The organism is Paraliomyxa miuraensis (assembly GCF_026337845.1).
Taxonomy (GTDB): Bacteria; Myxococcota_A; Polyangia; order Nannocystales; family Nannocystaceae; genus Paraliomyxa; species Paraliomyxa miuraensis.
Genome location: NZ_JAOVZF010000162.1, coordinates 610,449 through 637,442 on the forward strand (window position 1 = coordinate 610,449; position 26,994 = coordinate 637,442).

A 26,994-nucleotide genomic window follows, 5' to 3' on the forward strand; every position below is an offset into this window, starting at 1 on the left:
CTCGTCACCGCGTGCGGAGGCGGGCCTTCGTCGTCGGGCCCGATGCGGGTCTTGGCTCTGCTATGGTCGGTTCGCCATGAAGCTCCGTTCCGCCGTCGCCCTGGTTTGCGTGCTGCTCCTCGGGGCGTGCACGTCCTCGAAGACCGACGAGGTCGAGGCTGCGGCTGCGGCCGCGGCGTCCGCTCCGGCCGAGGGGGTCGATCTCGTGGACATCCCCGTGCGCGAGCCTCCGCGGGTCCAGGTCGAAGTGCCCGGCGCCGAGCCGCTTCGCCCGCTGCGTCTGCATCCCGCGGCGGGTACCCGCGAGTCCATGGAGATGTCGGTCGGCATGACCATGAGCATGCGCAACGGTGCCCAGGACTTGCCTTCGATCCCGGTGCCCACCACCAAGACCCGCCTCAGCGCCGTCCTCGAGGAGGTGACCGCCGAGGAGTTCACGGTGCGGCATGCCGTGGATGCGGTCGAGGTGGTCCCCGTACCCGGGACTCCGCCTCAGGTGCTCGAGCAGGTGCGCCAGAGCGTGGAGCCGCTGGCCAGGTACCGGGCCGTGGTGCGCATGGATCCCCGAGGGGCGGTGCGGGGCGGTCAGGTGGAGCTTCCGCGGGACGTCCCCGCGCTGGTGCACCAGACCATGCAGCAGATGACCCAGAACCTGGGCCAGCTCGCGGTGCCGCTCCCCGCCGAGCCGGTGGGCGTGGGCGCGAGCTGGACGGCCACCCACGAGCTCGAGCAAAACGGGATGAAGCTGCGTCAGACGGGGCGCTACACGCTACGTGCGCTCGAGGGCGAGCACGTCACGCTCGACGCCACCATCGAGCAGGAGCTGCTCGATCCCAACGTGGAAGCCCCCGGCATGATGGGCGCAACGGCCCGGGTGAGCGACTTCTCGTCGAGCGGCCGGGGCACGCTGGAGCTCGATCTCGATCGCCTCATGCCCACCACCGTCTCGCTGGGGATCGACCTGCACATGGTGATGGACGTGACCGTGCTCGGTCAGAACCAGCACATGGAGATGGACATGGGGATGCAGATGGACATGCGCCGGCAGGACTGATGCGTCAGAGCTGCTTCTCGCAGGTCCCGCGCACGATGTCCGGCCCGTTCTCGGTGTCCTTGGAGGTGAAGACGAACGTCCACAACCCCGCCCCGAGGCCGTTGTAGTCGTACGACCAGGAGAACGCACCGGGGTTGCCTCTGATGACCTCGTTGGTGCCACCGATCACCACGCCGCCGGGACCCTCCGCGTTCATCTTCACCCACGTCAGGCCCACCGGGTCGGTGAAGGCCACGTTGAACATCGCCCCGGCGACCGGCTCGGGCACGAACGAGAAGTCGGGGTCGCACTCGAGGTCGACCCCGCCTCCGGTGGTCGTGTCCCCGGAATCGCCGGTGCAGAACGGATCGCCGCAGGCGATGGCCAGGTCGACGCACTCCTGCGACCACACGTTTTGGCAGCACGAGGGCTGGCTGGTGCACACGCACGCCTCGGTCACCTCGCTGTCGCAGCCGGCCTGCCCGCCCGGCATGCAGCACAGGGCATTGCCTCCGTCGCCCCCGCTGTTGCTGCCCCCGCTGGTCGTGCCGTCGGCGCTGGCGGTGGGCAGCGGGCCCTCGGCGCTCTCGTTGGTGTCCTCGGATCCTCCTCCGCTGCTCGTGCCGGCGTCGCCGTTGCTGGCCGAGTAGGCGGCCGAGGAGAAGCCGGTGAGCCCATCGTCGCTCCCCGCGGCGCAGGCCGAGACGAGCAGGGGGCCAACGAACAGGGACGCGAGTCGGGGGGCAGACCAAGACATGGGATGGGGCTCCACGGTCATGGTGCCGCAACCCGCGACGAGGTTCACGGTGCGGACGGGATCTTTTCCACGGGTGGCCACCGCACCACCGGTGCACCGCGCGTGGGCGTCATTGCAATGTGCGCAAGGGGATCCGAAACGCCGGGCATCAACAGCGCCCGATTTCGCTCAGCGTCTGGGCTGCCATCACGCACTTGGCGTGCTCGGCGTACTTGATGCGCCCGCGAAGCTGGATCTTGTCGCGCTTGTGCTCGATGCACTGCTCGCGGGTCGAGTCGACCAGGCGCGACAACGAGTCGTCGCTGAGCGCCTCGTCGCCGGCCTCGCGCAGGGTGACCTCGATGATGTGCTCGCAGACGTCGAGCGGGCCCGGAGCGCGGATGAACCCCCACCATCCGAGGAACAGCACCAGCACCAGGCCGAACACCACGCCCGAGGCGATCTTGGCGGCCGTGCGTGGCTTGGGCTCAGCCCCCACCGTCGATGACCTTGAAGGCGGCGCGGCGCTTTTGGACCTGGCTCTCGTCGGTGCTCTCGGCCGGGCCGGTGCCCTCGGTCGCCGGCTTGGGATCTTCGACCTCCGCGTCGCTCCCCACCGTGCGCAGCGCGGGCCGCTGCGCTTCCTCGCCCTTGCCGTAGCGGCTGCGCTTGACCGAGTCGGGCATGTTCTGGTCGAGCACGATCCCGCGGCCCGTGCTGCGATCCGCCACCACGTAGACCGACCCGTAGGGGAAGGTGCAGCGGGTCACGTAGCCTCCGAACGAGAGATCGGCCGAGAGCGCCTCCTCGAGGAAGGCCAGGTCGAGCGGGTAGCTCGGGTCGAGGTCGATGATCAGGCGCTCGCGCCACTGGTCCCGGATGAAGTCGGGACACACCACGCCTTCGAACATCGCGTTGACGTGGAGCCGTGGACAACGGCCGGCCGCCTGCAGCGACTCGATGACGCTCTGGACGGGATGAACCACCGGGATCGGCAGCGTAGCGGATTCTCGACCGCCGAGCGAGGCGCGTTTTGCGCAAGATCGCGGGGCGGCAAGAGGGGGCGCTCAGCTGAACGCCGACAGCCCCGTCAGCGCCCGGCCGATGGCCAGGGTATGCACCTCATGGGTCCCCTCGTAGGTGAAGACCGTCTCGAGATTGCACAGGTGCCGCATGATGTGGAACTCGCCCATGATCCCGTTGCCGCCCAGCATGGAGCGCGCGGTGCGAGCCGCCTCCAGGGCCATGCGGACGTTGTCGCGCTTGAGCATCGACACCTGCACGGGAGTGAGCTTGCCTTCCTGCTTGAGCCGCCCGAAGTGGAGCGCGAGCAGCAGGCCCTTGCCGATCTCGTTGTGCAGCTCGACCAGCTTTTGCTGGGTGAGCTGAAAGCTCGCGAGCGGTCGATCGAACTGCACGCGATCCATGGTGTAGCGGCGCGCGCGCTCGTAGACGTCCATGGCCGCTCCCAGCGCGCCCCAGCCGATGCCGTATCGGGCCTGAGTCAAGCAGGACAGCGGGCCCTTGAGACCATGCACGCCAGGCAGCAGGTTCTCCTTGGGCACGCGCACCTCGTCGAGCACGATCTCGCCGGTCACCGACGCGCGCATGCTCAGCTTGCCCTTGGTCTCCGGCGTCGACAGGCCCTTCATGCCGCGCTCCACGATGAACCCGCGGATCACCGGGGCGTCCGAGCCGTGCTCGAGCGTCTTGGCCCACACCACGCCCAGGTCGGCGATCGGGCTGTTGGTGATCCAGAACTTCTGACCATTGAGCACGAAGTCGCCGCCGGGTCCGTCCTGCTTGGCGTGGGTGCGCATGGAGGCGGGGTCGCTGCCCGCGTTGGGCTCGGTGAGGCCAAAGCAGCCGACGAGCTCGCCCTTGGCCATGCCCGGCAAGAAGCGCTCCTTCTGAGCGTCGGTGCCATAGGTGTGGATCGGCCACATCACCAGGGCCGACTGCACCGAGCAGAACGAGCGGATCCCGCTGTCCTGGCGCTCGAGCTCGATCATGGTCAGGCCGTAGGCCACCGGGTTCATCCCCGCGCAGCCGTAGCCCTCGAGCGTCGAGCCCAGAAAGCCCATCTCGCCGAACTCGGGGATCAGCTCCTTGGGGAACGTGCCGTGCTCGTAGTGCTGCTCGATCGAGGGCGCGATGCGGCGCTGGCCGAAGTCGTGGGCGGCCTCCCAGGTCAGGCGCTCGTCCTCGGTGAGCAGGTGGTCGATGTTCAGCAGGTACGGGGTCGCCTCGGCGGGCATGGCATGGCTCTACCACAGCGAAACCGGTGGCGGCGGGCCGGCAGGGCCCGGCCGGGGCGGGGCAGACCGTGAGGCAAGCCAGGTTTGCCGGAGGTGGCGGCAACCTGGGCACAAGATCGCCAGCACGAGGGTGGCGGAGCCGGGAGCGGCCGGGCGGGTCGGTGTTCGGTGTGTGGCGTGCCTCACCGAGCCCTGGGCGGTCCCCGCGGAGTCGGCAGCGCGCGGGCGGGCCTGCTAGCATCCGGCTCATGCGCGCCCTCGCTTCGCTCTTGGTCGCCCTGCTGGCACTCGTGGCCTGGTCCACCGAGGCCGTCGCCGCCCCCTCGGCCAGCGGCTCGTTCGACACCAACAAGGGGTTCCAGGGCAGCAGCTCTGGCGGCAAGAAGGGGCGCTACGAGTGGCCCGAGCTGGTGGTGGGTGGCAACGCGATCTCGTTCATCTCGCCGTTCCAGATCGGTGCGGTGGGGTACCTGCCCAAGGGGCGCTTCGCGTTCCAGTACGACCGGCAGCTGTCGCCCAATCTGGCGCGGCACTGGATCCACCTCGGCGCTGGCATCGTGTTCGACCGCGCCGACTGGGAGAGCTTTCGGCTCGACTCCTGCGACCCCTCGAACGACGGCAACTGCCGGCCTGGCGGCGTGGTCGGCTACGACATCTATGCCGGCTACACCCATCGCTTCTTCATCGAGAAGAAGCCGTGGCTGGTGCCTCACCTCAAGGGCTCGGTGGGATTCTCGTGGTGGGCCTTGCCCAAGGTCGGCGGAGGACGAGAGGAGCGGCAGCAGAGCCGCCTGCACTCGTGGACGCTGAACCTGCGACCCGGAGGCGGGCTGCGGCTCTTCTTGCTCGAGCAGCTCGGGCTCGGCATCGACGTGAACATCCCCATCGGCTTCCTCGTGCACACCGACGCGATCGAGCCCGACGGTGAGGACAAGAGCGGCGGGTTCCTGCTCGGGTTCGAGATCTTGCCGCTGATGGTGGAGTACCGGTTCTAGTCCGCGGTCGGGGGGGATGAGCGTGGGCGCGCTCGGCGGGGTGCTCGTGGCACTGTGGTCGATGCTCGCGCCGGGTGAGCCGGGCGTGCCCGAGCTGCGCTCGCCTGCGGCCGAAGCGGTGGTGCTGTCGTGGCAGGCGCCCGCGTCGTGTCCCGACCAGGCCGCGGTACGCCGGGGGCTGGCCACCGTGCTCGGCGAGGGACCGAGCGCCGAGGCGGGGGCCGGCGTGCGGGCCGTCGCGCGGGTGCACGAGGAGGGTGGGCGGCTGCACCTCGAGCTGCGCACCGAGACCCCCTCGGGGGTGACCACGCGGGAGACGGTCGCGGACGACTGCGCGGTGCTGGTGGAGGCCACGGCGTTGATCGTGGCGATCGCGGTGGATCCGACCGCGGTGCTCGGGCGCGGGGAGACGCTCGCCGAGCCCGAGCCCAGTCCAGTCGAGCCCGAGCCCCCGGACGAAGCGCCCGCGGTGGTGGTCGAGCCCATGGAGCCCGCAGACCCCGAGACCCGCCTGGGGATCGAGCCCGTCGAGGCCGCAGACCGCGAGGTCGAGCCGACGACGGATCCCCGGATCCGCTTCGGGATGCGCGTGGCCGGAGCGATCGACGGTGGCTCGCTGCCCGGGGTCGCGGGCGGTCTGCGAGTGACGGGGGCGGTGCTCGGTCGTCGCTGGCGGGCCGAGCTCGGCGGCGACTACTGGCTGCCGCGCACGGCGACGGCCGAGCCGGGAATCGGCGGGCGGATCGGCCTGGGCAGCGGGGCCGCGCGTGGCTGTGGCGTGCCCGGGATCGACCGGGTGGGGCTCGAGATTCCGCTGTGTGCCGGGGTCGAGGCCGGCATCCTCCGCGGTGACCCCGCCGGCGATCGCGTCGCCAATCCCGTCACCGCCCGCGTGCCGTGGGTGGCGGCCACGGCGGGCGCGGGTGTGGCCTGGACGCCGCGACGCTTCATCGCGCTCGTGCTGCAGGGCGAGGTGGTGCTGCCGATCGCCCGCACGGGGTTCGTGGTGGGCGACGTCGAGGTCTACCGCGTGGGCGCAGTGGCGGGGCGCGGCACGCTGGGGATCGAGGTGCGGTTTCCGTGAGCACCACCAAGGCGGTTCGAGCGCCTAGAACATCGTTCTCGCGGGGATCTGATGCTTCGTCCCGCGAGCGATCTTTTCGTCACGGATCCGCCCTCGGCCGGCCATGGCCGCTTCCGTGACGGCATGGTCCGCCGATGCTTCGGGCATCCTCTCGATACCCGTGATCGACCCCGATCCCGAGTTCGCGCGCCTGTACCACCGTCACCACGGGTTCGTGTGGCGCATCCTCCGAAGGTTGGGGGTCCCGCCGGCCGCGCTCGACGATGCGAGCCAGGACGTGTTCGTGGTGGTGCATCGGCGCCGCGACGCGCTTCGGACCGACGTGTCGGTGCGCAGCTGGCTGTTCGGCATCGCTCGCCGCGTGGCGGCCGACGTGCATCGCGGTCAGCGGAGGCGACAGCGCAAGCTCGATGCGCTGCTGCCTCCGCCCGATGCCCTGCCCCTCGACGACACCCTCGCCCGTGACGAGGCCGCCGCCTTCGTGCACGCGTTCCTCGAGCGCCTCGACGACGGCCACCGCATGGTGTTCGTCCTGTGCGACGTGGAAGGGCTGACGGCACCCGAGGTCGCGGAAGCTCTCGAGCTCAACGTCAACACCGTATACTCGCGGCTGCGCAAGGCTCGACTCCAGTTCGAGCGCGCGGTGGCCCGACATCAGGCACGATCGAAGGTGCTCCATGGCTGAGCGAATGCCCCCCGAGCCGAGCCCCGCTGCTCGCGAGCTGCTGCGTGCGTTCCGTGAGCAGCAGAGCCCCGCCGAGCACGTGCGCGAGCACGGCTGGCAGGCGCTTCGGGTGCGTCTCGAGCTCGCCCCTCCGGCGACCTCGGCCGCGAGCGCCGCGGCCAACGGAGCCTTCTATGCCAAGGTCGTCGGGATCACGGTGGGGATCGCCGCCGCGGTGCTCTTGTCGCTCAAGCTCGTCGGGGCCGGCGTGGTCGCGCTCTCGAGTCAGGCGCGGCAGCCCGCCATGGAGGCGCCGCATCACGGAGGCGCCGAGGCCAACGATGGCACCGCCGTCGCACGTGCGTCGCGAGCCGAGCCCGATCTGGCTCCGTCGACCGAGACCAGCGGCCCGGCTGGTGCTGCTGGTGCTGAGGTGGAGGCCGCCACCTCGCCTCTGGTGGCGTCGGAGCCCACGCCCTCGAGCGAGGCCGTTGGTTCGCCTCGCTCTCGCTCGACGCGCTCGACCCCCGCACCCGATACGGCGACCTCACTTGCTTCGGCCGATGCCCTCCGCGCCGAGATCGCGATCATCAAGCGTGCCACCAAGGCACTCGAGGACGGACGGCACGACGACGGCCTCGCGGCGCTGCGCGAGCACGCCGAGCGCTTCCCCCGGGGGACGATGACCGACGAGCGCGCGGTGCTGCGGGCGGAGCTGCTGTGTGCAGCGGGGCGCACCGAGGAATCACGTGCAGCGGTCGAGGCGTTCCTCCGCGAGCACGCCGGCTCGGCGCTCGCCGGCCGCATGCGTCACGCATGCACGAGCGCAAAGAAACCGTGACGGATGCTCACGGGCTCGGCCATGGCCGAGGTGTGACACGCCCTGCACGAGCCTCCGCCCTCCTTGCTCTCCTTCCCCTGCTGCCCGCGCTCGCCTGTGGCCTGCCCGCGGGCAAGCTCGGTGACATCGGCGACACCGGCGACACCGGCGACACCGATCCCAGCGATACGTCGGACACCAATGCCACCGCCGACTCCGGCGAGAGCGGCTCGACCGAGCTACCGCCCGAGTCCGATCGCGTGGGTGTGCTCCGGCTCGACGATGGTGCCCTCGATGTGTTGTTCGTGATCGACAACTCGGGCTCGATGGGGACCGAGCAAGCCCGCGCGACCGCGGCCATCGCTGCGTTCGCCGAGCACGCGGCCGGGACCCTCGGCACCGACCTGCGCGTGGGCTTCACCACCACCGACAACGGCAATCCCTGGTGCGGAGGCACGGGCCCCGAGGCGGGCAATCTGAGGCTCTCGTCTTGTCTCAGTCGCCAGCAGGAATTCGTGTTCAACGGCGCGAGCACCATCGACGTCACCCAGGAGGCGTGCCTCGATTTCTGTGTCCTCGACGACATCCCCATTCTACCCACCACCACCCATGTGGATCAGACGGCGACGGAGCGCCGATGGATCGAGGCTGGTCCGGGCGGCACGAACCTCGGCGCGGTGAGCGTGTCGCAGGCGGTCTCGTGCGCGGCCCCGCAGGGGATCAACGGCTGCGGCTTCGAGCAACCGCTCGAGTCGATGCACAAGTCGATCGAGCGCAGCTTCTTCGCCGGCGACGAGATGGAGGGCTTTCTGCGCCCATGGGCACGCCTGGCCGTGGTGTTCGTCACCGACGAGGTAGACTGCTCGTACGACCCCTCGTGGCAGGACATCTTCCTTCCAGAGGGCAACCGTGCGTTCTGGGGCGATCCCGAAGCGGCATCCCCCACCAGTGCCGTGTGCTGGAATGCGAGCGTGGAGTGCCAGGGCAGCGACCCCGACATCGGTCCCTGCACCGCGCAGAACTTCGACGTCGATGGCAACGTGACCGACGCCTCCAACGCGGTCATGTACTCGCTGACGCGCTACATCAACGAGCTCCAGATGGTCGAATCGACCAAGCTGGCCTACCGAGACGACGGCTCGGTGTCGGTGGCCCTCATCGCTGGCGTACCGGTGGGCTACGCCGAGGGAACGGCCGAGCTGGTCTACACGCGGGGGGCGGCGGGCGATGGACAGTTCGTCGAGGACTTCGGCGTGGATCCGGGCTGCGAGAGCCCCGCGGGAAGGGCCGTGCCCCCGGTGCGGATCAAGGCGCTCGCCGAGCTGTTCCCCGTGGGGGCGCAGCCGGCGATCCACTCGATCTGCGGCGACGACTACTCGCCGGCCCTCGGTGCGATCTCCAGCGCGCTCGCGAGCCCCCAGCACGACACCACGGCCTGCATCCCCGCTTGCGTGGCCGACACCGATCCGGCGCTCGTCGGCACGCAGCCGCAGTGCGAGATCGTCATGGGCGTGGGTACCGAGATGGGCCGCGATTTCACGCTCGTGCCCGCGTGCGACGGCGGAGCCGCCGGTATGCCCTGCTACGAGATGCGCACCGACGGCGAGGCGATGCAGTGCGCCGCCCAGGGCAGCAACGCCGAGCTCGAGCTGGTGCTACCCGCAGGGTTCGAGTGGCAGGGGCAGCTCACCATCGAGGCCGCGTGCGAGCTGGCCCCAGCGGGCAGCTGCTGACGACAGGCCCATATCGGAATCGGCGAGCTGCTAGCGAATCTCGTCGACTCGGAAACCTTCGGACCCTTCGCGGGTGCAACTAGATGGTCCGAGGCCATGGTCCCGGATCACGTAGGTCGACCCCATCGGTCGGATGAAGAGGGGTGCCGATGGGGCACCCCTCTCACATCGAACCCGGAGCAATCGTAGTGACAGCGATGAAGACGCGGATGAGCACGCAATGGATCGGCCGTCTTGGCCTCGCAGTGGCAACCGTGTTGGCGCCCGCGCTCGCGGCGTGCAACAGCCACCCCATCAAGCCGACCGAGTACGACAACTTCCAGGAGAGCGAGGACGACATCCCGATCTCCGTCAACCGCGACGTCGACATCCTGTTCGTGATCGACGACTCGCGCTCGATGGCCGAGGAGCAAGCCACCCTCGCGCGCAACTTCGGGCCGCTGCTCGAGCGCCTCGATCGAGACGACGTCCGGGCCAACTATCGCATCGCGATCACCACCACCGACGATGGCCACTGGTTGTGTGGCAATGGCGACGAGGGAGCGTTCCAGCTCAGCAGCTGCCTCGGCCGTGCCGATGACTTCCGCACCACCATCGACGGCCAGTCGCGCGACTTCTTCCAGGAGGCCTGCGCCGAAATCTGTGCCTACGAGTCGATCGACGTGCTCCCCACCACGACCTTCTCGGACCCCACCCCACGGCCGCGTCCGTGGATCGAGAGCATCGACGGCGTCAGCAACCTGCCCGAGGGCATCAGCCCGGTGGACGCGTTCAAGTGCTTCGCGCCGCAGGGCGTCACGGGCTGCGGTCTCGAGGCGCCGCTCGAGACCATGCGCAAGGGGCTGACGCTCACCACCGATCCCACCGCTCCCGAGTTCGGCTTCGTTCGTCCGGGCGCGATCCTGGCCGTGGTGATCGTGACCGACGAGGCCGATTGCTCGTCGCGCTGGGACGAGGTCCGCGACCCGTGGGACAAGAACGGCAGCCAGGCGCTGTGGACCGAGGAGAACATCGCGAAGGGACAGCTGACCTCCGAGGTGTGCTGGTTTGGTGGGGTGCACTGCGAAGAGAGCCCCGACGGCACCAAGGAGTGCTGGGCGGTCGACAAGGCCGCCGATGGCAGCGAGACCCAAGACCCGAGCCAGGCGGTGCTGCACCCGCTCGATCGCTACGTGGACTTCCTCGCCAAGCTCGAGGCCGACAAGCAGGTGATCAACCCCGATCAGCAGCTGTTGGTCGCGGTGCTCACCGGGGTGCCCAGCGGCTATGACGGCGGCGCCATTCCGTACACCGACGGCGACGACGCCGAGTTCCTGCGCGAGAACGGGATCGGAGCCGGCTGCGCCTCCGACAACGGGAAGGCGGCTCCACCCGTGCGCCTGGCCGAGCTCGCCGATGCGTTCCGTGCCGATGACGACGACGTCAACCTCTACTCCGTGTGCGAGCCCGACTACTCCAACGCGATGTCGGCCATCGCGGCGGCCATCGACCAGCAGGTGCGCCCGCCGTGCGTGCCGACGTGCGTGGGCGACTCCGATCTGGATCGGGAGGGCCTTCAGCCCGACTGCCAGCTCACCGAGGAGTACGTCACCTACGAGGGCGACGAGATCAGCTACTCGATCCCGGCGTGCCTCGCAGTCGACGGCTCATGGGCGCTGCCCGAGGGGCACGACGTCTGCTACCGCTCGCTCACCGATCGCGACGGCAGCACACCAGAGGACGACGACGATATGAGCCCCACGTGCGCCGAGGAAGGCTGGAACCTCGAGCTCTCGCTCATGCGTCGCAACGACGCCTCGGCGCCGCCCGGAGCCAGGGTACGAGCGCGGTGCAGCGTCTCGCAGTTGCAAGCGGTCGACTGCCCCGGTCTCGAGGGCTGACGCCTTCGCTCGGTCTCGCTCGCGGGCGCGCCGACTCTCGTTGGCGGGGCTCGCGAGCGGTCCGAGGATCCGCGCGGGACGTGGCCTGGCTGGCCTCGGCGTGCATCAGACAGCGCCCTGGAACGGAAGTTCCGTGGGCGCCAAGTTCTTTTATGGGACCACGATCTTTCTCCTCGACAAGGACTGCTTCGATGTGGTGACGGTCGGAACTTCGGCTGGTGGTCGCTGTCGATCGAGCACCAGTGACGAAGGAGACCCTGACCATGTCCCGCACGATCAACCTGAAGATCTTCAAGAACGAGCAGCTCATCGGCAGCCGCACGTTTTCGCAAGAGGTGATCAAGATCGGCAAGCTTCGCAGCAGCGATCTCTACCTCGAGGACGACGCGGTTGCTCGTATGCACGCGGTGCTCGAGGTGACCGCCGGCGAGCTTCGCCTGGTCGACCTCGGCAGCGCCGGCGGCAGCTCGATCAACGACCAGCGCGTGACCAAGAGCGCCGCAATCCAGGGCGGCGACTCGCTGCGCGTGGGTCCGTTCCGCATCGAGGTGGAGGCCGCAGCCGTCACGGCGAAGGCGCCCACCCCGGCCGTCCGTTCCGCGATCACGGCGGTCGCGGCTGCTCCGGCGGTCGCGATCGCTCCTGCGCTCGCACATGCGCCGGTCTCTCCCCGCGCGACGCTTCCCGTCGATGCTCGCGACGTCGAGCACGGCGATCGTCACGTGGCCGAGGTGGTCACCAGCTACGGCAAGACCGTGCTCGACGTCCAGCACGTGGGGCAGGTGGGTAGCCGTCGCAAGCAGGCGCCGGCGTTCTTCGCCCTCGGCGGCTTGCTGCTGCTGGCGGGCGGGGGCTTGCTGGCCCACGAGGTCTCGCAGGACTGGGAAGGCTACCAGCAGGCCCAGGCCGATGCTGCCGTGTCGGGTCGTCCGGCGCCCGAAGCTCCGGGCCTCGGCCTGGGCGGCCTCGCGATGGCCCTGGCGCTGCTGGGGCTGGTGCCGATGGGCCTGGGCCTGTCGCGACGCGAGGACGTGGGCCTCGATCGCTACACCCTGGGCGAGGGTCCCGATGCCAGCTTCAAGGTGGCGATGCCCGGCCTGGGTGACCAGTCGTTCCCGCTGGTGCTCGAGCGAGGCGATGCGCACGTCCTGCGCTTCACCCCGCAGATGAGCGGATACGTGAGCATGGGCAACCAGCGCCTCGACCTGCCCGAGCTGGTGCGGTCGGGCGCAGCGGTGCCCGATGGCTCGTCGTACGCGATGTCGCTGCCCCACGGCGCCAAGGCGCACCTCGAGCATGGCGAGCTCTCCTACGAGGTCTCGTCGGTCAACCGCGGCAAGGTGATCGCCAAGGGCAACGACACCGACAAGCCGTTTTGGATCTACAACGCGGCCTCGTTCGCCGTCATCGGCGGGCTGCTGTCGCTGTCGCAGCTGGTGCCCGAGGATGCGCTCTCGATGAGCATGGACGACGTCACCGCCGAGAACCGCTATGTGGGCTACATGGCCCAGCCCGACGACGAGGAGGACCAACCCGAGGAGATCGTCCTCGACGCCGACGAACCCGACGAACAAGAGGCCGGCGACCAGCCCGGCAAGCGCCACAAGGACACCGAGGGCAAGGCGGGCAATCCCGTCGCTCGACCCGTCAGCGGCCTCATGGCGATGAAGGGCCCCAAGAGCGCCATCCCCAGCATGGATCGCAACTACCGGCCCGAGGTCGCGGCTCGCAACATGGGCATCCTTGGGATGATGGAGCTGGAGAGCGGTCACTTCCTCTCGTCTCCGACCGGCACCTACGCGATCGGCAACGATGACTCCGACGTGTGGGGCAACCTCACCGGCACCGCGATCGGCGACGCCTATGGCGTGGCTGGCTTCGGAGACATCGGCACCGGCCGCGGTGGCGGTGGCGATGGCGATGGGACCGTCGGCCTGGGCGAAGTCGGCCTGATGGGCCGGCGTGGCAGCGGCGGTGATCGGCTCGGCTACGACCAGGGCAAGGGCACCGGCTTCAAGGACCGCACCACGCGTCAGCCGCGGGTCTCCGTGGCCAAGGACACCAAGGTCGTCGGCATCGACAAGGACATGATCCGTCGCGTGATCAAGAACCACCACAACGAGGTTCGCCACTGCTACAACCAGGGGCTCGCGCGCGACCCCAACCTCAAGGGCCGCGTGGCGGTGATGTTCACCATCGGGCCCGCGGGGACCGTGCCCTCGGCCGCGGTCTCGGAGAACACCCTGTCGAATCGCGACGTGGCCAACTGCGTGGCCAAGTCGGTGCGTCGCTGGAAGTTCCCCAAGCCCAAGACCGGTGGTAGCGCGATGGTGACCTACCCGTTCTTGTTCTCCCCCGGCTGAGCGCCGCACCCACCCACCAACGACGAGACGGCGTCGTCCCCTCCCTCATCGCGGGGAGGGGGCGGCGCCGTCTCGGCCTTCGCTCGGCTACGACGAGCCGCGGCGCGGCCCGCCGCCACGAAAGGGATCGCCCATCGGGCGCAGCACCTCGTGCTCGAGCCGGGCGAGCATGGCCACCGCCCGCTCGCGGTGCCCTCGACCGTTGCCCCGCGCGAGCCACCGGCGATGGAGCGCCGCGCCTCGGCGCGCCTGGTCCTCTTGCCAGCGGCTGCGCACGAGATCCTCGCGCAGCTGGGCCGACCCCATCCCGCGCTCCTCCAGCATGCGGCGGTCCTCGGGCGGCAGCTTGGCCACGATGGAGATCCACTCGAACATCTCGCGGTCGAGCTCGGCGAGCGGTAGCTCGGGATCCCGCACCACGATCGCCAGGCTGCGGGTGTGTCGAACCAGCCGCTGCAATGGTGCGGAGAGGGTCGCGAAGGTGCCCGGCAGGGCCGCGGGATCATCGAGATCACGACGTCGCAGCCGGCTGCGGATGGTCTGTGCCATGCCCACCCAACCTCGGCCCAGCAGCACCCCGGTGCCCGCAAAGGCCAGCACCGTGCCCACGCCTCCCTGGCCGAGGACCAGCAGCACCACCACGGTCACCATGCCCACCAGCCAGACCGCGGTGATGGTGCCCAGCACGCCGAGGGTGAGGGCCCAACCGACCGCGAAGCCGGTGGTCAGCTGTGGGGGGGACCACGGCTCGGGGTCGAGCACGGGTCGCAGGGCAGGGGAGGTGGGGCTGGTGGAGAGCGCGAGATGATCGCGCTGCGCACGCGCTGTGCTCTCCCGTTCGCCCATGCGTGCATGGAGCATGACCGAGGTCGGGCCATGGCGCCCGTCGCGACCGAAGGAGGTTGCCCCGACGGCGCCCAAAGGGGTAGAGCAAGCTCCATGGCTGTAGACGCCCCCTATTCGCTCTACTACTGGCCGTCCCTTCCGGGGCGCGGGGAATTCGTGCGCCTGGTGCTCGAGCAGGCGGGGGCTCCCTACGACGACGTGGCCCGGCGGCCCAAGGAAGACGGCGGCGGTTCGGGTGCGGTGATGGCTCAGCTGTCGGCGCCCGGTGGTCTGCGGCCGCTGGCCCCGCCGGTGCTGGTGCACGGGACCGTGCGGCTGGCCCAGATGCCCAACATCTGCGCCTGGCTGGCCGCTCGCCACGGGCTGGTGCCCGACCAAGAGGACGCGCGCGCGGAGGCGATGCAGCTGCAGCTCACGCTCGCGGATCTGGTGGCCGAGGCCCACGACACGCACCACCCCGTGGTCAAGGGCGACTACTACGAGGTGCAGAAGTCCGAGGCGCGGCGGTACGCCAAGCAATTCGTGGAGCAGCGGCTGCCGAAGTTCCTGCGCTACTTCGAGGCGGTGCTCCAGGCCAACGCAGAAGGCCAGGGGCGGCACTTGCTGGGGTCGTCGCTCACCTACGTGGATCTGTCGATGAACCAGGTGCTGCACGGGCTCGAGTATGCGTTTCCACGGGCGTTTGCTCGCGTGGTCGGCGAGCTCCCCGGGCTGGTCGCGCTGCGCGAGCACGTCGACGGCCTGCCGCGCATCAGTGCCTACCGGGCGTCGCCGCGCTACTTGCCGTTCAACGAGAGCGGGATCTTTCGGCGGTACCCCGAGCTCGACGCCGTCGACGACGACGGGCCGGCTGCGTAGCGCGTCGGGCCGCGCTTTCGGATCGCAGGACGAGCTCAGGGCATGGGCTCGACCACCGTCTGCGGATCGATGCGGGTGTCGAACAGGTTCATGCGCCAGTCCAGATGCGGCCCGGTGGAGCGGCCCGTGTTGCCCGAGGTCGCGATCACCTGGCCCGCCTTCACCACGTCACCCTCCTTGACCTTGAGCTTGTCGAGGTGGAGGAACGACGAGGTCAGGCCGTGGCCGTGATCGAGGATGACGAGGTTGCCCGACAGCGGCACGTCCTTCTCGGCGAGCACCACCACCCCACCGGCGGGGGCCTTGACCTTCTTGCCCACGGGCACGCCCACGTCCACGCCCCAGTGGTAGCCGTGGTCCTCGTCGTTGAGGATGCGCTCGCGCCCGTAGGTCGAGGTGATCTTGCCGCGCAGCGGCCAGTCGAAGCCGTCGCGGAAGTAGGGCACGTCGCTGCTGCGCCGTCGGAGCCTGGAGATCTTGGCCTTGGACTTGTTCAGCGCCTTGCGGGTCTCCTTGTCGAGATCGACCATCTCGGTGGGCAAGCCGCTGATCTCCTCGGGTTCGAACACGCGGTCGGCCACCTGCAGCACGCGGCGCTCGGGGGGGCCGCCCGCGAACGCGAAGCTGAGCAGGGCGCGCGGGGAGGCGTCGCGGCCAAAGCCGATCAAGAAGTCGCCCTCGGCCGAGACCTTGACCTTCTCCTTCTCGAACCAGACCTTGGTGTCGGGCGGCACGATGCCGTGGACGAGGCCGCCCTGCACCAGCTGCCCCTTCAGCGTCACGCGGGGATCGGGCTGCGCCATGTAGTCCTCGTCGACGTGGAGTTCGAAGCCGAAGCGCTTGGGCTTGCTCTCGGGGGCCTCGCGCACGTCGAGGCGTCCTTGTAGTGCCATGTCGATCGGCGTGCCCGTGGAGAGGTCGTAGCGGGCGCGTAGCTTGCCCTGGCCGCTCACCGACGCGACCGCGGACAGGCCCAGCGGGGTGCCGGTGAACGGCTCCTCGGCGAGCGGTCCGTAGGTCACCTTGGCGTCGAGCTCGAGCTGCTTGCCGTCGATGGCCTTGGCGGTGCACGACAGCGTCTGCCAGGTCGGTATGCCCAGCACGTCGATGCGGCGGCGAACCTCCCAGCGCGTGCCCTTCTTCATGGTCAGCGCGGGCACCGGGACCATCAGGTGCCCCAGCGCCAGGCGCTCGGCGGCGGCGAGCTCGACCGCGTTGGAGTCTTCACTGGTCGGCCAGGGCAGCGCGGTGACCACGTCCCAGCGATCGGTGGTCAGCGAGACGGCGGCGGGGGTGTCGCCCGGAGCCAGCGCGGTCTGCAGCGCGGTGACCGTTGCCTCGTCGGCCACCTTGCCCTTGGTCAACACGGTGACCTCGCGCGGCGTGAAGCGGTAGCTCGAGCCCTCGTCGCCGATCGATTCGAGCACCACGTCGGCCGCGATGCGGGTGATCGGCACGCGCAGCTTCTTCTTGGCGCTCGTGGTGAGCTCGAGCTCGATCACCAGCCGGCGCTGCGTGCCGGGGGTACGCTCGGCCAGGGCACGGTCTTCGCCCTTGCCTTCCTTGGTGAGCGCCACCGAAGGCTCGAACGGTCCGTCGGCCTCCACCGCGGATTCGTCGCCGTCGGTGGCGGTGCCGCCCTCCGCGGGGGTGGCCTCGGGGGCCGGTGCGGGCTCGGTGGCTTCGGGCGCGGGCTCGGAGCATCCGAGGAGCAACGAGCCGGCGAGCAAGCAAGAGCCCCACGTCCAACGCGCCTGACGTCTCATGGGTCGAGATTGTAGTGCCCCCGGCGGACGCGGCGGGGGTGAAACTTCGGTGGGCTACGGCTACGCCCGCGCCCAGCGCGGCCCGGGCCTATCCTCCGCAGCCCAGCCGCGCTTGCGCGCGGTCGATCGCCTTGGCGTAGCGACCCTCGGGGAACCGCCGCCGGTGCTCGGACCAGTGCTGGCACGCCTGCTCCTGATCGGCGAGCTGGGTGGAGAGGATCGTACCCAGCTCGTAGCTGAGCACCTCGCGGGTGTGGCGATCCCATCGCTTGCCCAGGGCTTGCCGGAGCAGGGCGACGGCGGCCTGGTACTGACGCTGGGCCCGGAGCTCGGCCACGCGATCGACCAGACGGCGCAGCTCCTCGGCCGAGGAGGCCTTGTCACGCGCGCGCGTGCCGTTGCCCTGTCGCGAGGCCTCGGCCTCGCGCTCGAGCGCAGCCAGGCGATCACCGACCGCGAGCAGCGGGGCTTCGTCCTCGCTCGTCGTCGGCTCGGGCGCTGCGGCCAGCGCTTCGCTCGCCTCGGGCACATCCGGCTCGTTGGCCGTGGCCCACGCGAGTGCCTGCGACGAGGTGAAGCGGAAGCGCTCGCCCGGCTGGATCGCGTATGCACTGCCGTCGTCGGTCACGAAGCGCATGGTGCCTTCGAGGAGATCGACGTGGCCTCGGTCGCCGGCCACCACCAACGAGAGCTGCGAGGACAGCACCTCGATCGCTCCGCCGGGCACCTCGATGCGCCAGGGCTCGTGCCCAGCCTCGTGAGCGGCCCCAGGGTGGGGCTGGTCGGGCTCGCTCGCGGCGTTGGTCTCGATCATCACGGTGCCGTCGACCACCACCACGCCGCCCTCGATCGGGCGCAGGCGCGTGGTCTTGCGGCTCTCGATCACCACGCCGGCGCGAGGAGGATCGACGCGGCAGCTTCCGTCGAGCACCAGCTCGACCTCGCCGCGAGTCACGTGGCAGTTGTCACCGCCGACCTGCCAGGCCGCGTGCATCGGCGCGGCCTCGGCTTGCTCGGTGGCGAGCTGGGGCTCGCCTCCCATGGTGAACACCGCGAGCACCATCGCCGCTCCCGCGGCGAAGCTGACCATGGGGATCCAGGTGCGGCGCCGGGCGGGGAGCTCGGCCTGCATCAGCTCGGCGTCGAGTCGTCGGGCGATGCGGTGCACGGCGCCCGGCCGCAGGCGCTCGGCCTGATGGACTTGGTCGAGATCTTGGAGTTCGTCGAGAAAGGAGCGTCGTTCAGTCATGACCCACCTCCCCACCGGTTCGTTGGTTGGTCTCTTGATCGGTCGTTGGGTTGGTCTCTCCGTTGGCGTCCCCACCGAGCTCCCATCCGGCCTCGCGGATCGTGGCCTCGGCGCGCTTGATGAGCTTGCAGACGTAGCTCTTCGAGAACCCGAGGATCTCGCCGATCTCCTGCTGCTCCTTGCCGTCGAGGCGATACATGCAGAACGCGATGCGCTGCTTGGGTGGCAGCGAGGCCAGCATCTGGTCGACCCTTCGCAGGTCGCGGCGCTCGGCCGTCTGGGCTTCGGGGTCCGAGGGGACCGTCGCGGCGCGTCCGAGGAGCCACCGCACGGCGGGGGCGTTGGCCACGGCCTCGCGGCGCAGCCGGCTCAAGCAGCGATTGGTGGCCACGCGGTAGAACCATCCCTTGAGGGCGTCGTCGTCCTCGAGTCGGTGGATCACCTTGCACAGCGAGACGAACACGTCCTGCGTGACGTCCTCGGCCCATGTGCGGTCACCCCGGCCGTAGCGCAGCGCGAGCCGATAGACCTGGTCGCGATGCTGACGATAGAGCCGACCGATGCGCGCCGCGGTGGCGCCCACGGTTTGCTCGCCGCCTTCGCCGAGCAGCAACAGCGAGCTCGACTCGAGCTCGCGAACCTCGCTTGCGTCACTCACCGTGGCCTCCATCCATAGCTCAAGCCCACCGAAGCTCCAATGCGCCAGGCGGTGCGGCTCCACACCGCCACGTCGTCCACGCGATGCTCTCGATCGCGCGCGGAGCGACCCGCCCGAAGCGTCAGCTCGATTCGCAATCCGCGGGGCAATCGAAACGATGCGCCCAGGGGAAGCTCGGCCGTCCAGTCGACTCGATGCCCCGTCCGTGCCCCGCGCTGGCGATAGCGATGGACGAGGACCCCGCCGAGCGCCTGCGCGTGCAGGGCCACCACGGGGGAGACCTCGAACATCCAGCCAAAGCCACCGCTGATGCTGGTTTCGAAGATCGAGATGTCGGGAGCCGAGCTGGGCACCATCAGCACGTCGAACAACCCCGCGGGGCCAGGCTCGCCGCCCACGCGCAGGGTGGTGCCAACGGCTGCATCGGCGGCGGTCATGCGTCCGTAGACCCCGGTGCGAGCGCCGATGCGAACCGCGGGGCCGCGCCGCGGCGGCTCGAGGGTCCGGTCGTCCGTGAGGCTGGCCGACGGAGCCATGGTCGACGCGGGGCGCTCGGACGACGTGGTCCGTCGAGGCGCGGGCTCGTCGGGGCTCAAGAGCGCATCGAGGGAGCTGTCGAGCGCGAGGGGATCGGGCTCGCGGCCAGACTCGACCGGCTCGAGTCCCACCAGCTTGGCCTGGAGGTCGGAGGCCAGGCCGCAGCCGTCGGCTTCGTCGGCCCGCGACAGCGCGAGCGCTTCGCCCCGGCCCTCGGCGCACAGGACCTGGTCGGGCTCGGCATCCAGCGGCACCACGGTTCGGTGACGCTCGAGCAGCTGCTCCACGAGCGTACGTCGCAGCGCATCGGGAGAGATCGCGGCGGGCGGAGCATCGACGCGCACGGCCACGCGAGACGGCAGCGTGCCCTGAGGGGTGGGACGAGGTGTTACCTCTTCGAGGGCCTCGATGGCGCGGTGCACGGCCTCGAGCGGGAGCACGGGGCCGGTGGCGACCTCGAAGGCCAGGGTGTCCTCGCCTTCGGCCTCCACCCGAATCCCGCCCGGGGTGGGCTCCACGCGCAGCGTGCGGGTGGCCTGGTCGGCCGAGGGAGCCAGGGGGTAGCCCTCCTCGAGCAGGCGCATCATGAGCTGATCCCGCAAGGAGCGCGTTTCGGTTGGATCCGCGCTCGAGACCCGCTCCACGTAGACCGGCGCCGGAGACAGCAATAGCCCCAGGACGGCGCTGATCATGCCGTTCTCCGTGGTTGCCGGCTCTCCATGGTGGTCCATCAGCATAGCGGGCGCGGACCTCATCACGCGACATGGGGGCGGGAGTTTCCATGGGGGGCGGCGGAAAACGCGTGCGATCTCGGGAATCTGAGCATTTCTAGGATTTTCGGTTGGGCCATGGGCGCCCGCGTCGGGCATACTCCTTCGCATCGTGCGTGCGAGGAGGGGCGGAGCGCTGACGCTGGCGACGGTCGGTCTGCTCGTGTGCGCATGTGGCGAGCTCGACATCGTCGATCACGATCCCCTGCTGCTCGACCCCGAGGGCAATTTCCCCGCGGAGGTCGAGGAACGCTGTGGGACGCTGCCGCCGGGGGTCGGGTCGATTCCCGGGCTCACCAGCGCGTGGCTGTCCGAGGTGCCCGTCAAGGAAGGTGAGGTCAGCCCGCGCGCTGCCGCCACCAGCAAGGTGCTGCGGCTGTCCGACGATGGTGTGCCTTGCGGGGATCCGCTCGACCCCGAGCTCATCGGCTGTCCCCGGGCTTGGGCCGTGGACATCTCCCTGCGTACCGCCGCCTTCGGTCCCGGGACCTTCGCCCTCGACGACTATGCACAGAGCTGGCACCTCGCCACTGCCACTCGCGTCGAGGACGGGGTGTGCGAGCGCGACCAGGAGCTCGGCGTGTTCGAGGGCGGGCAGCTCGAGATCTTCACACTGACCGATGCGTGCGTGGTGGGTCGGCTCGTCGCGACCACCGACGAGATTCCCGTCGAGGGTGGCCCGGTCGAGGGCGGCTTCGTGGCACTGCGTTGCGAGTCCGAGGGCTGACCGCGCTCCCGACGACGCCGGATTTCCTCGCCTTCGACCCCGGTGGCCGTCCCCGTGTGGCCGTCCATGGCAAGGATGGCCACGGCCCGGCTTGACGGTCGAGCGAGCGGCGGGCTACGGATGCGCGCCATGCTCGGTACGCTCATTCGCCGCGTCACGGTCAAGACCCTCGATGTCGTCGTCGACAAGGGGCGCTCATCCGAGCACGCACCACTGCGGGCGGCCGCATCGGCGCTCGACCGCGTGCGTGGCGTGGTGGGGCTCGATGTGGTCGAGGCCCAGGCTCCGCTGCCCACGTGGTCGGGTGACCAGCCCGACCAGCCCATGTGGGCGAGCGACCGCAAGAAGCTGCGCAAGCACCAGCTCGAGAAGGGGATCATCCGCGACGAGGACGAGGACGCGGCGGCCTCCTCCGCGATGTCGGCCGAGGCCGCACCCGTCATCAAGGTCTACTACAAGCGTGGATGTCCCTACTCGCGCGCGGCCATGGATCTGCTGCGGGAGCGAGAGTTCGCGTTCGAGGAGCACGACATCAAGGGGGACGACGCCACGCTGAGCTGGCTGAAGATCGTGACCGGGCAGCAGACGACGCCGCAGATCTTCATCCACGGCAAGAGCATCGGCGGGTTCGAGGAGCTGCGCGCGCTCGATCAGTCGGGCGAGCTGCGTCAGCGGCTCGAGCGGGCGCCGGACGAGGGCGAGGACGAGCCCGCGGGCGACGAGGCGCTGGTCGACGAGATGGAGATCGCCGATCTGCGCGCACGCATCGACGCGGGCGCGCAGGTTCGGCTCTGCGACGTGCGGACGGCCGCGGAGGTCGAGCAGGGCATCATCGCGGGGGCGATGCACGTGCCGCTGCAGGAGCTCGACGCGCGCCACGGTGAGCTCGACGCCGCCGACGTGTGGGTGGTGTACTGCAAGTCGGGTCGTCGCTCGCTGATGGCGGTCCAGGCCCTGCGAGGGCACGGATTTCGCTCGGCGGTGAGCCTGCGAGGCGGCATCGACGCTTGGGTGGCCAGCGGAGGAGCCGTGGTCGCGCTCGCGCTCGACGAGGCTGCTTCCGCGCCTCGACGGCTGCCGGTGCTGCAACAGCACCCCGAGCGCTCTCCATTCGAGGACCTCGCGGTCGGCGACGGCAGCGTGAGCATGGCGCTCGAGGGTGACGAGCTGGTGGCACGGGTACGAGAGGTGCTCGACGAGTGCCGTCCGCTCGTGCAGGCCGACGGTGGCGACATCGAGCTGCTCGACGTGCAGGGCAACGTGGTGCACGTGCGGCTCACCGGCAACTGCATCGGGTGCCCGAGCTCGAAGGCCACGCTCGAGCAAGGGATCGCGCGGCGGCTCAAGCTTCGGATCCCCCAGATCATCGGGATCGCGTCGCCGCAGCTCGGGTGAGGGCCCGGGATCGCGCCGCAGTCCCGTCCGAGGCTTGCATGGCAGTCTCGAGGGCGTAGGGGGGTACCCGTACGCGAGGTCCCGAGTATTCACTGGTTGAAATCGCGCTTCGTCCCGCTCATGGCGTGGTCTCGATGCGGGATGGCCCCGCCGATCCAGCTCGAGCGTACGGGCATCTCGCTCGTCTCGCTCCACAATGGGACGTCTCGTCGACCATCCGTCCGTCAATGGCCATCACGCCGTTCGCAGTGGTCATCGTTCACAACGATCGATCGATCCGCGTCCCGAAATCATCAGTACCCAGATGGCTCGATTCGGTCATGCTGATTCTTGCGGACGTCCGAGCCGTGCCCCCAAGTCGGCTGTCTTCATCGCGTCGCTGGCCATTGGTCTGCGAGCTCGATGATGCCAGCCCAAACGACGACTGGACCGAGCCCCCCCACCGTCGGTCCCTTCCCCACAAGAGGAGTAGCGTGATGATCCACCAAGCACCCATCGTTCATGGCCACCCCCAGTCCCGACGCCGCATGACCGCGGCGACCCTTGCCGCGATGTTCCTGTTGCTTGCCGGCCCCGTGTCGGCCGCGCCCATCACCTTCCAAGACCATGCCGCCGACCCCGGGTCGGGGATCACCTACGAGCGCGTTCCGACCCCGGACTACCTCATGGCGCTCGAGGAGCTGCGGCAGGACTCCCTGGTCACCCCGCTGACCCTGGCGGACTTCGTGGGCTCGCCCTATAGCCCCCACGGACAGCCCGGGGTGGTGATCTTCGACCACGACGACGACGGAGATCTGGACGTCTACGTGACCAACGGTCCCGGGGCCGACAACAGCCTGTACTCCAACCAGCTGGTCGAGACCGGCACGGTCGGCTTCGTCGACGTGGGCGTCGCCACGGGTACGGGCGTATGGTGGCAAGACGGGCGCGGCGCGTGCGCGGGCGACGTCGACAACGACGGTGACAAGGACCTCCTGGTCCTCGGCGGAGACTCGCCCAACGTTCTGCTCGAGAACCTCGGTGGCGGGCAGTTCGCGGAGGTCGTCGCCGCCGGGATCGAGGGTGGGGATCGCAGCCACGTGTCCTGCGCCATGGGCGACATCGACAACGACGGCTTGCTCGACGTCCTGGTCGCGAATTCCTACGACCACCACAGCCTGGTCGCCTGCGTCGTCGAGACGCTCGCCGAGAATCAGCACAACCAGCTCTACCTCAACCTCGGCGGCCTCGCGTTCCAGGACATCAGCGCGACCTCGGGGATCGAGGATCTGACCGGGTTCGGGCCAGGCAACGATGGCTCGGCCGGCATCACCTGGGCCGTGGGCATGGTCGATCTCGACACCGACGGCGACCTCGACCTGGTGTTCGGCGACGACCAGTGCGCCTTTCCCAAGGCCGCGTACGGCGGCTTCGACCGCGGGTTCATCCACATCCTCATCAACGACGGTACCGGCAGCTTCGTGGACCACCCGCTCGTCGACTCTCCGGTGGCTTCGGGCTCGTGGATGGGCCTGGGCTTCGGCGACTTCAACTGTGACGGCAACATCGACATCTTCGGCTCGAACTTCGGCGACTACCACCTCACCACCGAGGGCCTACCCTTCACGTTCGGCGACGAGGCCAGCCGCTGGCTGCTGGGCGACGGCACCGGTGGGTTCTCGGACCCCGGTGTGGGCACCAGTGGTGCTTCGGTGTTCGGCTGGGGCAACGCCGTCTTCGACTACGACAACGACGGCGACCACGACGTGGCCTACTTCGGAGCGCTCCATGCCAACTTCTATGCCACGGCCGACAACCCCGGGACGATGCTGCTGAACCAGGCCTGCACTGCCGAGTTCGTGCCCGATCTCGATGCGCTGCGCCTCGACTACACCGACAACAACGTTACCGGGGTCGCCGGGGGCGACCTCGACGGCGACGGGTTCGTCGACCTGGTGACGGCCTCGCGCTACGTCCTACCCCCCGGAACGCCGCTGGCGTTCGGCGTGAATTCGTGGGGCGTGGTGTGGGATCCCACCGCCTACTTCGTACCCTCGTTCGGCCCCGGGCCCGACCCGGGTGAGTTCGTGTGGGCGGGCGTCGAGTTCGACAACGGCACCCTCGGCATCGAGCTCAACAGCGGCAACGGCAACAACCATGTGGGGGTGACGGTGGTCGGCTCGGTCGACCTCACGCCGGGGGGCTCGGTCAATCGCGATGGGGTGGGTGCAGTGATCACGTTCACGCCCCACAACAGCGCGAAATCCACGGTGGTCCCGGTGCACGCCGGTTCCAGCTTCGGGTCCCAGCACGCCCTCGAGGCCCTGTTCGGCCTGGGCAACAAGCAGAAGGGCGTGGTGGACGTCATGTGGCCCGGCGGCGTCAGGAACCGACTGTACAACGTGCACGACGGCGAGCGCGTCACGTTCCCGGAGATCCCGTGCAGCTACGACGCGAGCTGGGCGAACTTCCAGGCGTACAAGGGGTGCGTAGACGATGCTCTGGACGACCTGCAGGATGCAGGGGTCATCTCTGCGCAGATGAAGGGGCGCCTCTACTCCAGTGCCGTCAAGGCGTACCACCAACCGTAGCGTTCGCGTCGGGTGAGCGATCCTCTCACCCGGCACGCACGGTCCCCGAGGTGCGTTTCCCCGAGCAGAACCCCGGTCGCCCGAGAGCGGTCGGGGTTCTTCTCATGGTTCGTCAGTCCAGCCGGCGAGTCGGCAAGCCCTGCCGCGTGCCGGCGCGGGTTCGTTCTCCACGGCTGGTGGGACGCCTGGTGGCGGTGCGAGTCTGTGGGGGGACTTCGCCTCTCCTCCGCTCCTCCGATGGTGCGCATGGCTACTTTGGTCCAATTTTTCACCCTCGGAGAGCGGAGCAATCGTGTACCATCCGGGCGTGTGAACGGCGCGCTCGTGGCATTTCGGCCCATCGGCGCGTGATCGAGCGGCGCGACCACCCGCTGCTCCGTACCCAGGCGGGGACCGAACATGGATGTCGTCGAGCACCATTACGAAGAGATCTTCCAGCTCACGCCGGTGAGCTTGTGGGAGGAGGACTGGGCCGTCGTCTATGCCGAGCTCGACCGGCTTCGGGACGAGGGGGTGACCGACTTTCGGGCTCACTTCGCAGGGAACCCGGCGCAGGTGTTCGAGCTGGCATCGAGGGTCCAGATCACCGACATGAACGAGTACACCCTGGAGCTGTTCGAGGCCGAGTCCAGGGAGCAGATACTCGGGGCGCTCGCGACGGTGTTCGATGCGGAGTCGTTCCCCGTGTTCGCCGCACAGATGGTGGCGGCGGCGGAGGGCAAGCAGCAGGTCAGCTCGGAGGCCTATGCGCGAACGGTCAAGGGCAAGCGCATCCACGTGCTCATGACCCTCCGCATGCTCGAGCGTCGCGAAGGGCGCGTGCCCGTGCTGCTCAGCATGTTGGACATCACGGAGCGCAAGGCCATGGAGGACAAGATCCGCGAGGTCGTGGCCGCGCTCGAGCGCTCCAACAAGGAGCTCGAGCAGTTCGCCTACGTGGCCTCGCACGACCTTCAGGAGCCGCTGCGCATGGTCGCGAGCTACACCCAGCTGCTGGCCCAGCGATATCGGGAGCAGCTCGACGAGCGAGCGCACAAGTACATCGACTATGCCGTCGATGGTGCGAAGCGGATGCAGGACTTGATCAACGATCTGCTCCATCTCTCGCGTGTCGGCACGGAGGGCAAGCCGCTGGTTCCGGTCGCCCTCGAGGCCGTCCTGGACCAGGTGCTGGTGGATCTGCACGGGCGCGTCGTGGATACGGGAGGAGAGGTCTCGCGGGGTCCGCTCCCCACCGTCGACGCCGATGCGGTGCAGATGAGTCAGCTGTTCCTGAACCTCATCGGCAACGGCCTGAAATTCCGTCGTGAGGGGGTGGCACCCGCGGTCCATGTCTCGGCGCGGCCCGAGGGGAACGAGTGGGTGATCTCGGTGCGCGACAATGGCATCGGGATCGAGCAGCAGCACCACGACGACGTCTTCGTGCTCTTCCGCCGGCTGCACGGACGCGGCGAGTACTCCGGCACCGGCATCGGCCTCGCCATCACCAAGAAGATCGTGGAGCGCCACGGCGGCCGCATCTGGGTGGAGTCCACGGTGGGTGAAGGTTCCAACTTCCATATCGCGCTGCCGCGCTCGAGATCCACGCCATGATGCCCATCACCCGAATCATCGAAATCCTGCTCGTCGAGGACAATCCAGCCGAGGTCGATCTCGCCCGCGAGACGCTCGAGCTGGCCAAGATCCGCAACAACCTGCACGTCACCATGGACGGCGTGCAGGCGCTCCGCTTCCTGCGTCGCGAGGGGGAGTACGCCGCGATGCCCCGCCCGGATCTGGTCCTCCTCGACCTCAACCTGCCGCGCAAGGACGGGCGCGAGGTGCTCAGGGAGATCAAGGGAGACGCCAACCTCCGCTCGATTCCGGTCGTGGTCCTCACGTCGTCGAGCGCCGAGCGCGACGTGGTCAAGACCTACTCGCTCGGGGCCAACTGCTACATCACCAAGCCCGTCGACCTTCAGCAGTTCTCCGACGTGGTCAAGAGCATCGAGGACTTCTGGTTCGTCGTGGTCAAGCTGCCGCCGACGGAAGCACAATCGAGCCCGTGAGCGA

General features: G+C 69.3%; 23 protein-coding genes. 14 read left to right on the forward strand and 9 right to left on the reverse strand.

Annotated features, from left to right (window positions below):
• Positions 1-76: 76 nt before the first annotated feature.
• A complete protein-coding gene (locus OEB96_RS39910; protein ID WP_266222165.1) occupies positions 77-1,054 on the forward strand; it encodes a DUF6263 family protein in 978 nt (325 codons plus the stop codon).
• 4 nt (positions 1,055-1,058) lie between these two features.
• On the opposite strand, the gene OEB96_RS39915 is transcribed toward OEB96_RS39910, so the two are convergent.
• The 4 genes from OEB96_RS39915 to OEB96_RS39930 all read right to left on the reverse strand — a co-directional run bounded on the left by OEB96_RS39915 (position 1,059) and on the right by OEB96_RS39930 (position 4,027).
• Entirely contained in the window at positions 1,059-1,790 is a 732-nt protein-coding gene (locus OEB96_RS39915; protein ID WP_266222166.1) for a hypothetical protein, read from the reverse strand.
• Between the two features lie 148 nt (positions 1,791-1,938).
• Positions 1,939-2,268, reverse strand: coding sequence for a hypothetical protein (locus OEB96_RS39920; RefSeq protein ID WP_266222167.1), 330 nt, complete (start codon positions 2,266-2,268; stop codon positions 1,939-1,941).
• Positions 2,258-2,755 carry a ClpXP protease specificity-enhancing factor SspB gene (locus tag OEB96_RS39925; protein WP_266222168.1) on the reverse strand — a complete coding sequence of 166 codons (498 nt, stop codon included), beginning with the start codon at positions 2,753-2,755 and terminating at the stop codon, positions 2,258-2,260. Before OEB96_RS39925 ends, OEB96_RS39920 begins: the two co-directional genes overlap by 11 nt.
• Positions 2,756-2,836: 81 nt before the next feature.
• Positions 2,837-4,027, reverse strand: a complete 1,191-nt coding sequence (locus OEB96_RS39930; protein WP_266222169.1) for an acyl-CoA dehydrogenase family protein — start codon at positions 4,025-4,027, stop codon at positions 2,837-2,839.
• 248 nt (positions 4,028-4,275) lie between these two features.
• Between OEB96_RS39930 and OEB96_RS39935 the strand changes: the two genes are divergently transcribed.
• From OEB96_RS39935 to OEB96_RS39965, 7 genes are all read left to right on the forward strand, one after another.
• On the forward strand, positions 4,276-5,022 hold the full coding sequence (locus OEB96_RS39935) for a hypothetical protein (protein ID WP_266222170.1): 747 nt from the start codon (positions 4,276-4,278) through the stop codon (positions 5,020-5,022).
• Between the two features lie 16 nt (positions 5,023-5,038).
• Positions 5,039-6,106, forward strand: coding sequence for a hypothetical protein (locus OEB96_RS39940; RefSeq protein ID WP_266222171.1), 1,068 nt, complete (start codon positions 5,039-5,041; stop codon positions 6,104-6,106).
• A gap of 103 nt (positions 6,107-6,209) precedes the next feature.
• Entirely contained in the window at positions 6,210-6,791 is a 582-nt protein-coding gene (locus OEB96_RS39945) for an RNA polymerase sigma factor (RefSeq protein ID WP_266222172.1), read from the forward strand.
• Complete coding sequence (locus OEB96_RS39950) at positions 6,784-7,611, forward strand: hypothetical protein (protein WP_266222173.1); 828 nt, start codon at positions 6,784-6,786, stop codon at positions 7,609-7,611. Before OEB96_RS39945 ends, OEB96_RS39950 begins: the two co-directional genes overlap by 8 nt.
• Positions 7,612-7,643: 32 nt before the next feature.
• Positions 7,644-9,323: a hypothetical protein gene (locus OEB96_RS39955; protein ID WP_266222174.1), complete on the forward strand. Its 1,680-nt coding sequence runs from the start codon at positions 7,644-7,646 to the stop codon at positions 9,321-9,323.
• 209 nt (positions 9,324-9,532) lie between these two features.
• The gene (locus OEB96_RS39960) at positions 9,533-11,203 is read left to right on the forward strand and encodes a vWA domain-containing protein (protein WP_266222175.1); all 1,671 of its coding nucleotides are present in this window, start codon (positions 9,533-9,535) and stop codon (positions 11,201-11,203) included.
• 263 nt (positions 11,204-11,466) lie between these two features.
• Positions 11,467-13,566 carry an AgmX/PglI C-terminal domain-containing protein gene (locus tag OEB96_RS39965; protein WP_266222176.1) on the forward strand — a complete coding sequence of 700 codons (2,100 nt, stop codon included), beginning with the start codon at positions 11,467-11,469 and terminating at the stop codon, positions 13,564-13,566.
• A gap of 87 nt (positions 13,567-13,653) precedes the next feature.
• Here the strand turns inward: OEB96_RS39965 and OEB96_RS39970 are convergent, their stop codons facing one another.
• Complete coding sequence (locus OEB96_RS39970; protein ID WP_266222177.1) at positions 13,654-14,412, reverse strand: hypothetical protein; 759 nt, start codon at positions 14,410-14,412, stop codon at positions 13,654-13,656.
• 93 nt (positions 14,413-14,505) lie between these two features.
• Between OEB96_RS39970 and OEB96_RS39975 the strand changes: the two genes are divergently transcribed.
• Positions 14,506-15,270: a glutathione S-transferase gene (locus OEB96_RS39975; protein ID WP_266222178.1), complete on the forward strand. Its 765-nt coding sequence runs from the start codon at positions 14,506-14,508 to the stop codon at positions 15,268-15,270.
• Positions 15,271-15,305: 35 nt separating this feature from the next.
• Here the strand turns inward: OEB96_RS39975 and OEB96_RS39980 are convergent, their stop codons facing one another.
• The 4 genes from OEB96_RS39980 to OEB96_RS39995 all read right to left on the reverse strand — a co-directional run bounded on the left by OEB96_RS39980 (position 15,306) and on the right by OEB96_RS39995 (position 20,172).
• Positions 15,306-17,036 carry a M23 family metallopeptidase gene (locus OEB96_RS39980; RefSeq protein WP_266222179.1) on the reverse strand — a complete coding sequence of 577 codons (1,731 nt, stop codon included), beginning with the start codon at positions 17,034-17,036 and terminating at the stop codon, positions 15,306-15,308.
• Between the two features lie 88 nt (positions 17,037-17,124).
• Positions 17,125-18,285 carry a hypothetical protein gene (locus tag OEB96_RS39985; protein WP_266222180.1) on the reverse strand — a complete coding sequence of 387 codons (1,161 nt, stop codon included), beginning with the start codon at positions 18,283-18,285 and terminating at the stop codon, positions 17,125-17,127.
• Positions 18,278-18,943, reverse strand: a complete 666-nt coding sequence (locus OEB96_RS39990; protein WP_266222181.1) for an RNA polymerase sigma factor — start codon at positions 18,941-18,943, stop codon at positions 18,278-18,280. The genes OEB96_RS39985 and OEB96_RS39990 overlap by 8 nt, the downstream gene beginning before the upstream one ends.
• Positions 18,940-20,172, reverse strand: a complete 1,233-nt coding sequence (locus tag OEB96_RS39995) for a hypothetical protein (RefSeq protein ID WP_266222182.1) — start codon at positions 20,170-20,172, stop codon at positions 18,940-18,942. The genes OEB96_RS39990 and OEB96_RS39995 overlap by 4 nt, the downstream gene beginning before the upstream one ends.
• 190 nt (positions 20,173-20,362) lie before the next feature.
• On the opposite strand from OEB96_RS39995, the gene OEB96_RS40000 reads away from it, so the two are divergent.
• From OEB96_RS40000 to OEB96_RS40020, 5 genes are all read left to right on the forward strand, one after another.
• Positions 20,363-20,977 carry a hypothetical protein gene (locus OEB96_RS40000; protein WP_266222183.1) on the forward strand — a complete coding sequence of 205 codons (615 nt, stop codon included), beginning with the start codon at positions 20,363-20,365 and terminating at the stop codon, positions 20,975-20,977.
• Positions 20,978-21,106: 129 nt separating this feature from the next.
• The gene (locus OEB96_RS40005; protein ID WP_266222184.1) at positions 21,107-22,372 is read left to right on the forward strand and encodes a NifU family protein; all 1,266 of its coding nucleotides are present in this window, start codon (positions 21,107-21,109) and stop codon (positions 22,370-22,372) included.
• A 527-nt stretch (positions 22,373-22,899) separates the two neighbouring features.
• Positions 22,900-24,942 carry an FG-GAP repeat domain-containing protein gene (locus OEB96_RS40010; protein WP_266222185.1) on the forward strand — a complete coding sequence of 681 codons (2,043 nt, stop codon included), beginning with the start codon at positions 22,900-22,902 and terminating at the stop codon, positions 24,940-24,942.
• 399 nt (positions 24,943-25,341) lie between these two features.
• On the forward strand, positions 25,342-26,535 hold the full coding sequence (locus tag OEB96_RS40015) for a sensor histidine kinase (RefSeq protein WP_266222186.1): 1,194 nt from the start codon (positions 25,342-25,344) through the stop codon (positions 26,533-26,535).
• Positions 26,532-26,990, forward strand: a complete 459-nt coding sequence (locus OEB96_RS40020) for a response regulator (protein ID WP_266222187.1) — start codon at positions 26,532-26,534, stop codon at positions 26,988-26,990. Before OEB96_RS40015 ends, OEB96_RS40020 begins: the two co-directional genes overlap by 4 nt.
• Positions 26,991-26,994: the final 4 nt, after the last annotated feature.

Excerpts from the sequence above, each read along its gene's own strand:
- OEB96_RS40015 (WP_266222186.1), top strand. The coding sequence starts at position 25,342 with ATGGATGTCGTCGAGCACCATTACGAAGAGATCTTCCAGCTCACGCCG.
- OEB96_RS39915 (WP_266222166.1), bottom strand. The coding sequence starts at position 1,790 with ATGTCTTGGTCTGCCCCCCGACTCGCGTCCCTGTTCGTTGGCCCCCTG.
- OEB96_RS39965 (WP_266222176.1), top strand. The coding sequence starts at position 11,467 with ATGTCCCGCACGATCAACCTGAAGATCTTCAAGAACGAGCAGCTCATC.
- OEB96_RS39910 (WP_266222165.1), top strand. The coding sequence starts at position 77 with ATGAAGCTCCGTTCCGCCGTCGCCCTGGTTTGCGTGCTGCTCCTCGGG.
- OEB96_RS39945 (WP_266222172.1), top strand. The coding sequence starts at position 6,210 with ATGGCCGCTTCCGTGACGGCATGGTCCGCCGATGCTTCGGGCATCCTC.
- OEB96_RS39930 (WP_266222169.1), bottom strand. The coding sequence starts at position 4,027 with ATGCCCGCCGAGGCGACCCCGTACCTGCTGAACATCGACCACCTGCTC.
- OEB96_RS39975 (WP_266222178.1), top strand. The coding sequence starts at position 14,506 with ATGGCTGTAGACGCCCCCTATTCGCTCTACTACTGGCCGTCCCTTCCG.
- OEB96_RS39970 (WP_266222177.1), bottom strand. The coding sequence starts at position 14,412 with ATGGGCGAACGGGAGAGCACAGCGCGTGCGCAGCGCGATCATCTCGCG.
- OEB96_RS39960 (WP_266222175.1), top strand. The coding sequence starts at position 9,533 with ATGAGCACGCAATGGATCGGCCGTCTTGGCCTCGCAGTGGCAACCGTG.
- OEB96_RS39980 (WP_266222179.1), bottom strand. The coding sequence starts at position 17,036 with ATGAGACGTCAGGCGCGTTGGACGTGGGGCTCTTGCTTGCTCGCCGGC.
- OEB96_RS40020 (WP_266222187.1), top strand. The coding sequence starts at position 26,532 with ATGATGCCCATCACCCGAATCATCGAAATCCTGCTCGTCGAGGACAAT.
- OEB96_RS39985 (WP_266222180.1), bottom strand. The coding sequence starts at position 18,285 with ATGACTGAACGACGCTCCTTTCTCGACGAACTCCAAGATCTCGACCAA.
- OEB96_RS39950 (WP_266222173.1), top strand. The coding sequence starts at position 6,784 with ATGGCTGAGCGAATGCCCCCCGAGCCGAGCCCCGCTGCTCGCGAGCTG.
- OEB96_RS39935 (WP_266222170.1), top strand. The coding sequence starts at position 4,276 with ATGCGCGCCCTCGCTTCGCTCTTGGTCGCCCTGCTGGCACTCGTGGCC.
- OEB96_RS40005 (WP_266222184.1), top strand. The coding sequence starts at position 21,107 with ATGCTCGGTACGCTCATTCGCCGCGTCACGGTCAAGACCCTCGATGTC.
- OEB96_RS39940 (WP_266222171.1), top strand. The coding sequence starts at position 5,039 with ATGAGCGTGGGCGCGCTCGGCGGGGTGCTCGTGGCACTGTGGTCGATG.
- OEB96_RS39995 (WP_266222182.1), bottom strand. The coding sequence starts at position 20,172 with ATGATCAGCGCCGTCCTGGGGCTATTGCTGTCTCCGGCGCCGGTCTAC.
- OEB96_RS40010 (WP_266222185.1), top strand. The coding sequence starts at position 22,900 with ATGACCGCGGCGACCCTTGCCGCGATGTTCCTGTTGCTTGCCGGCCCC.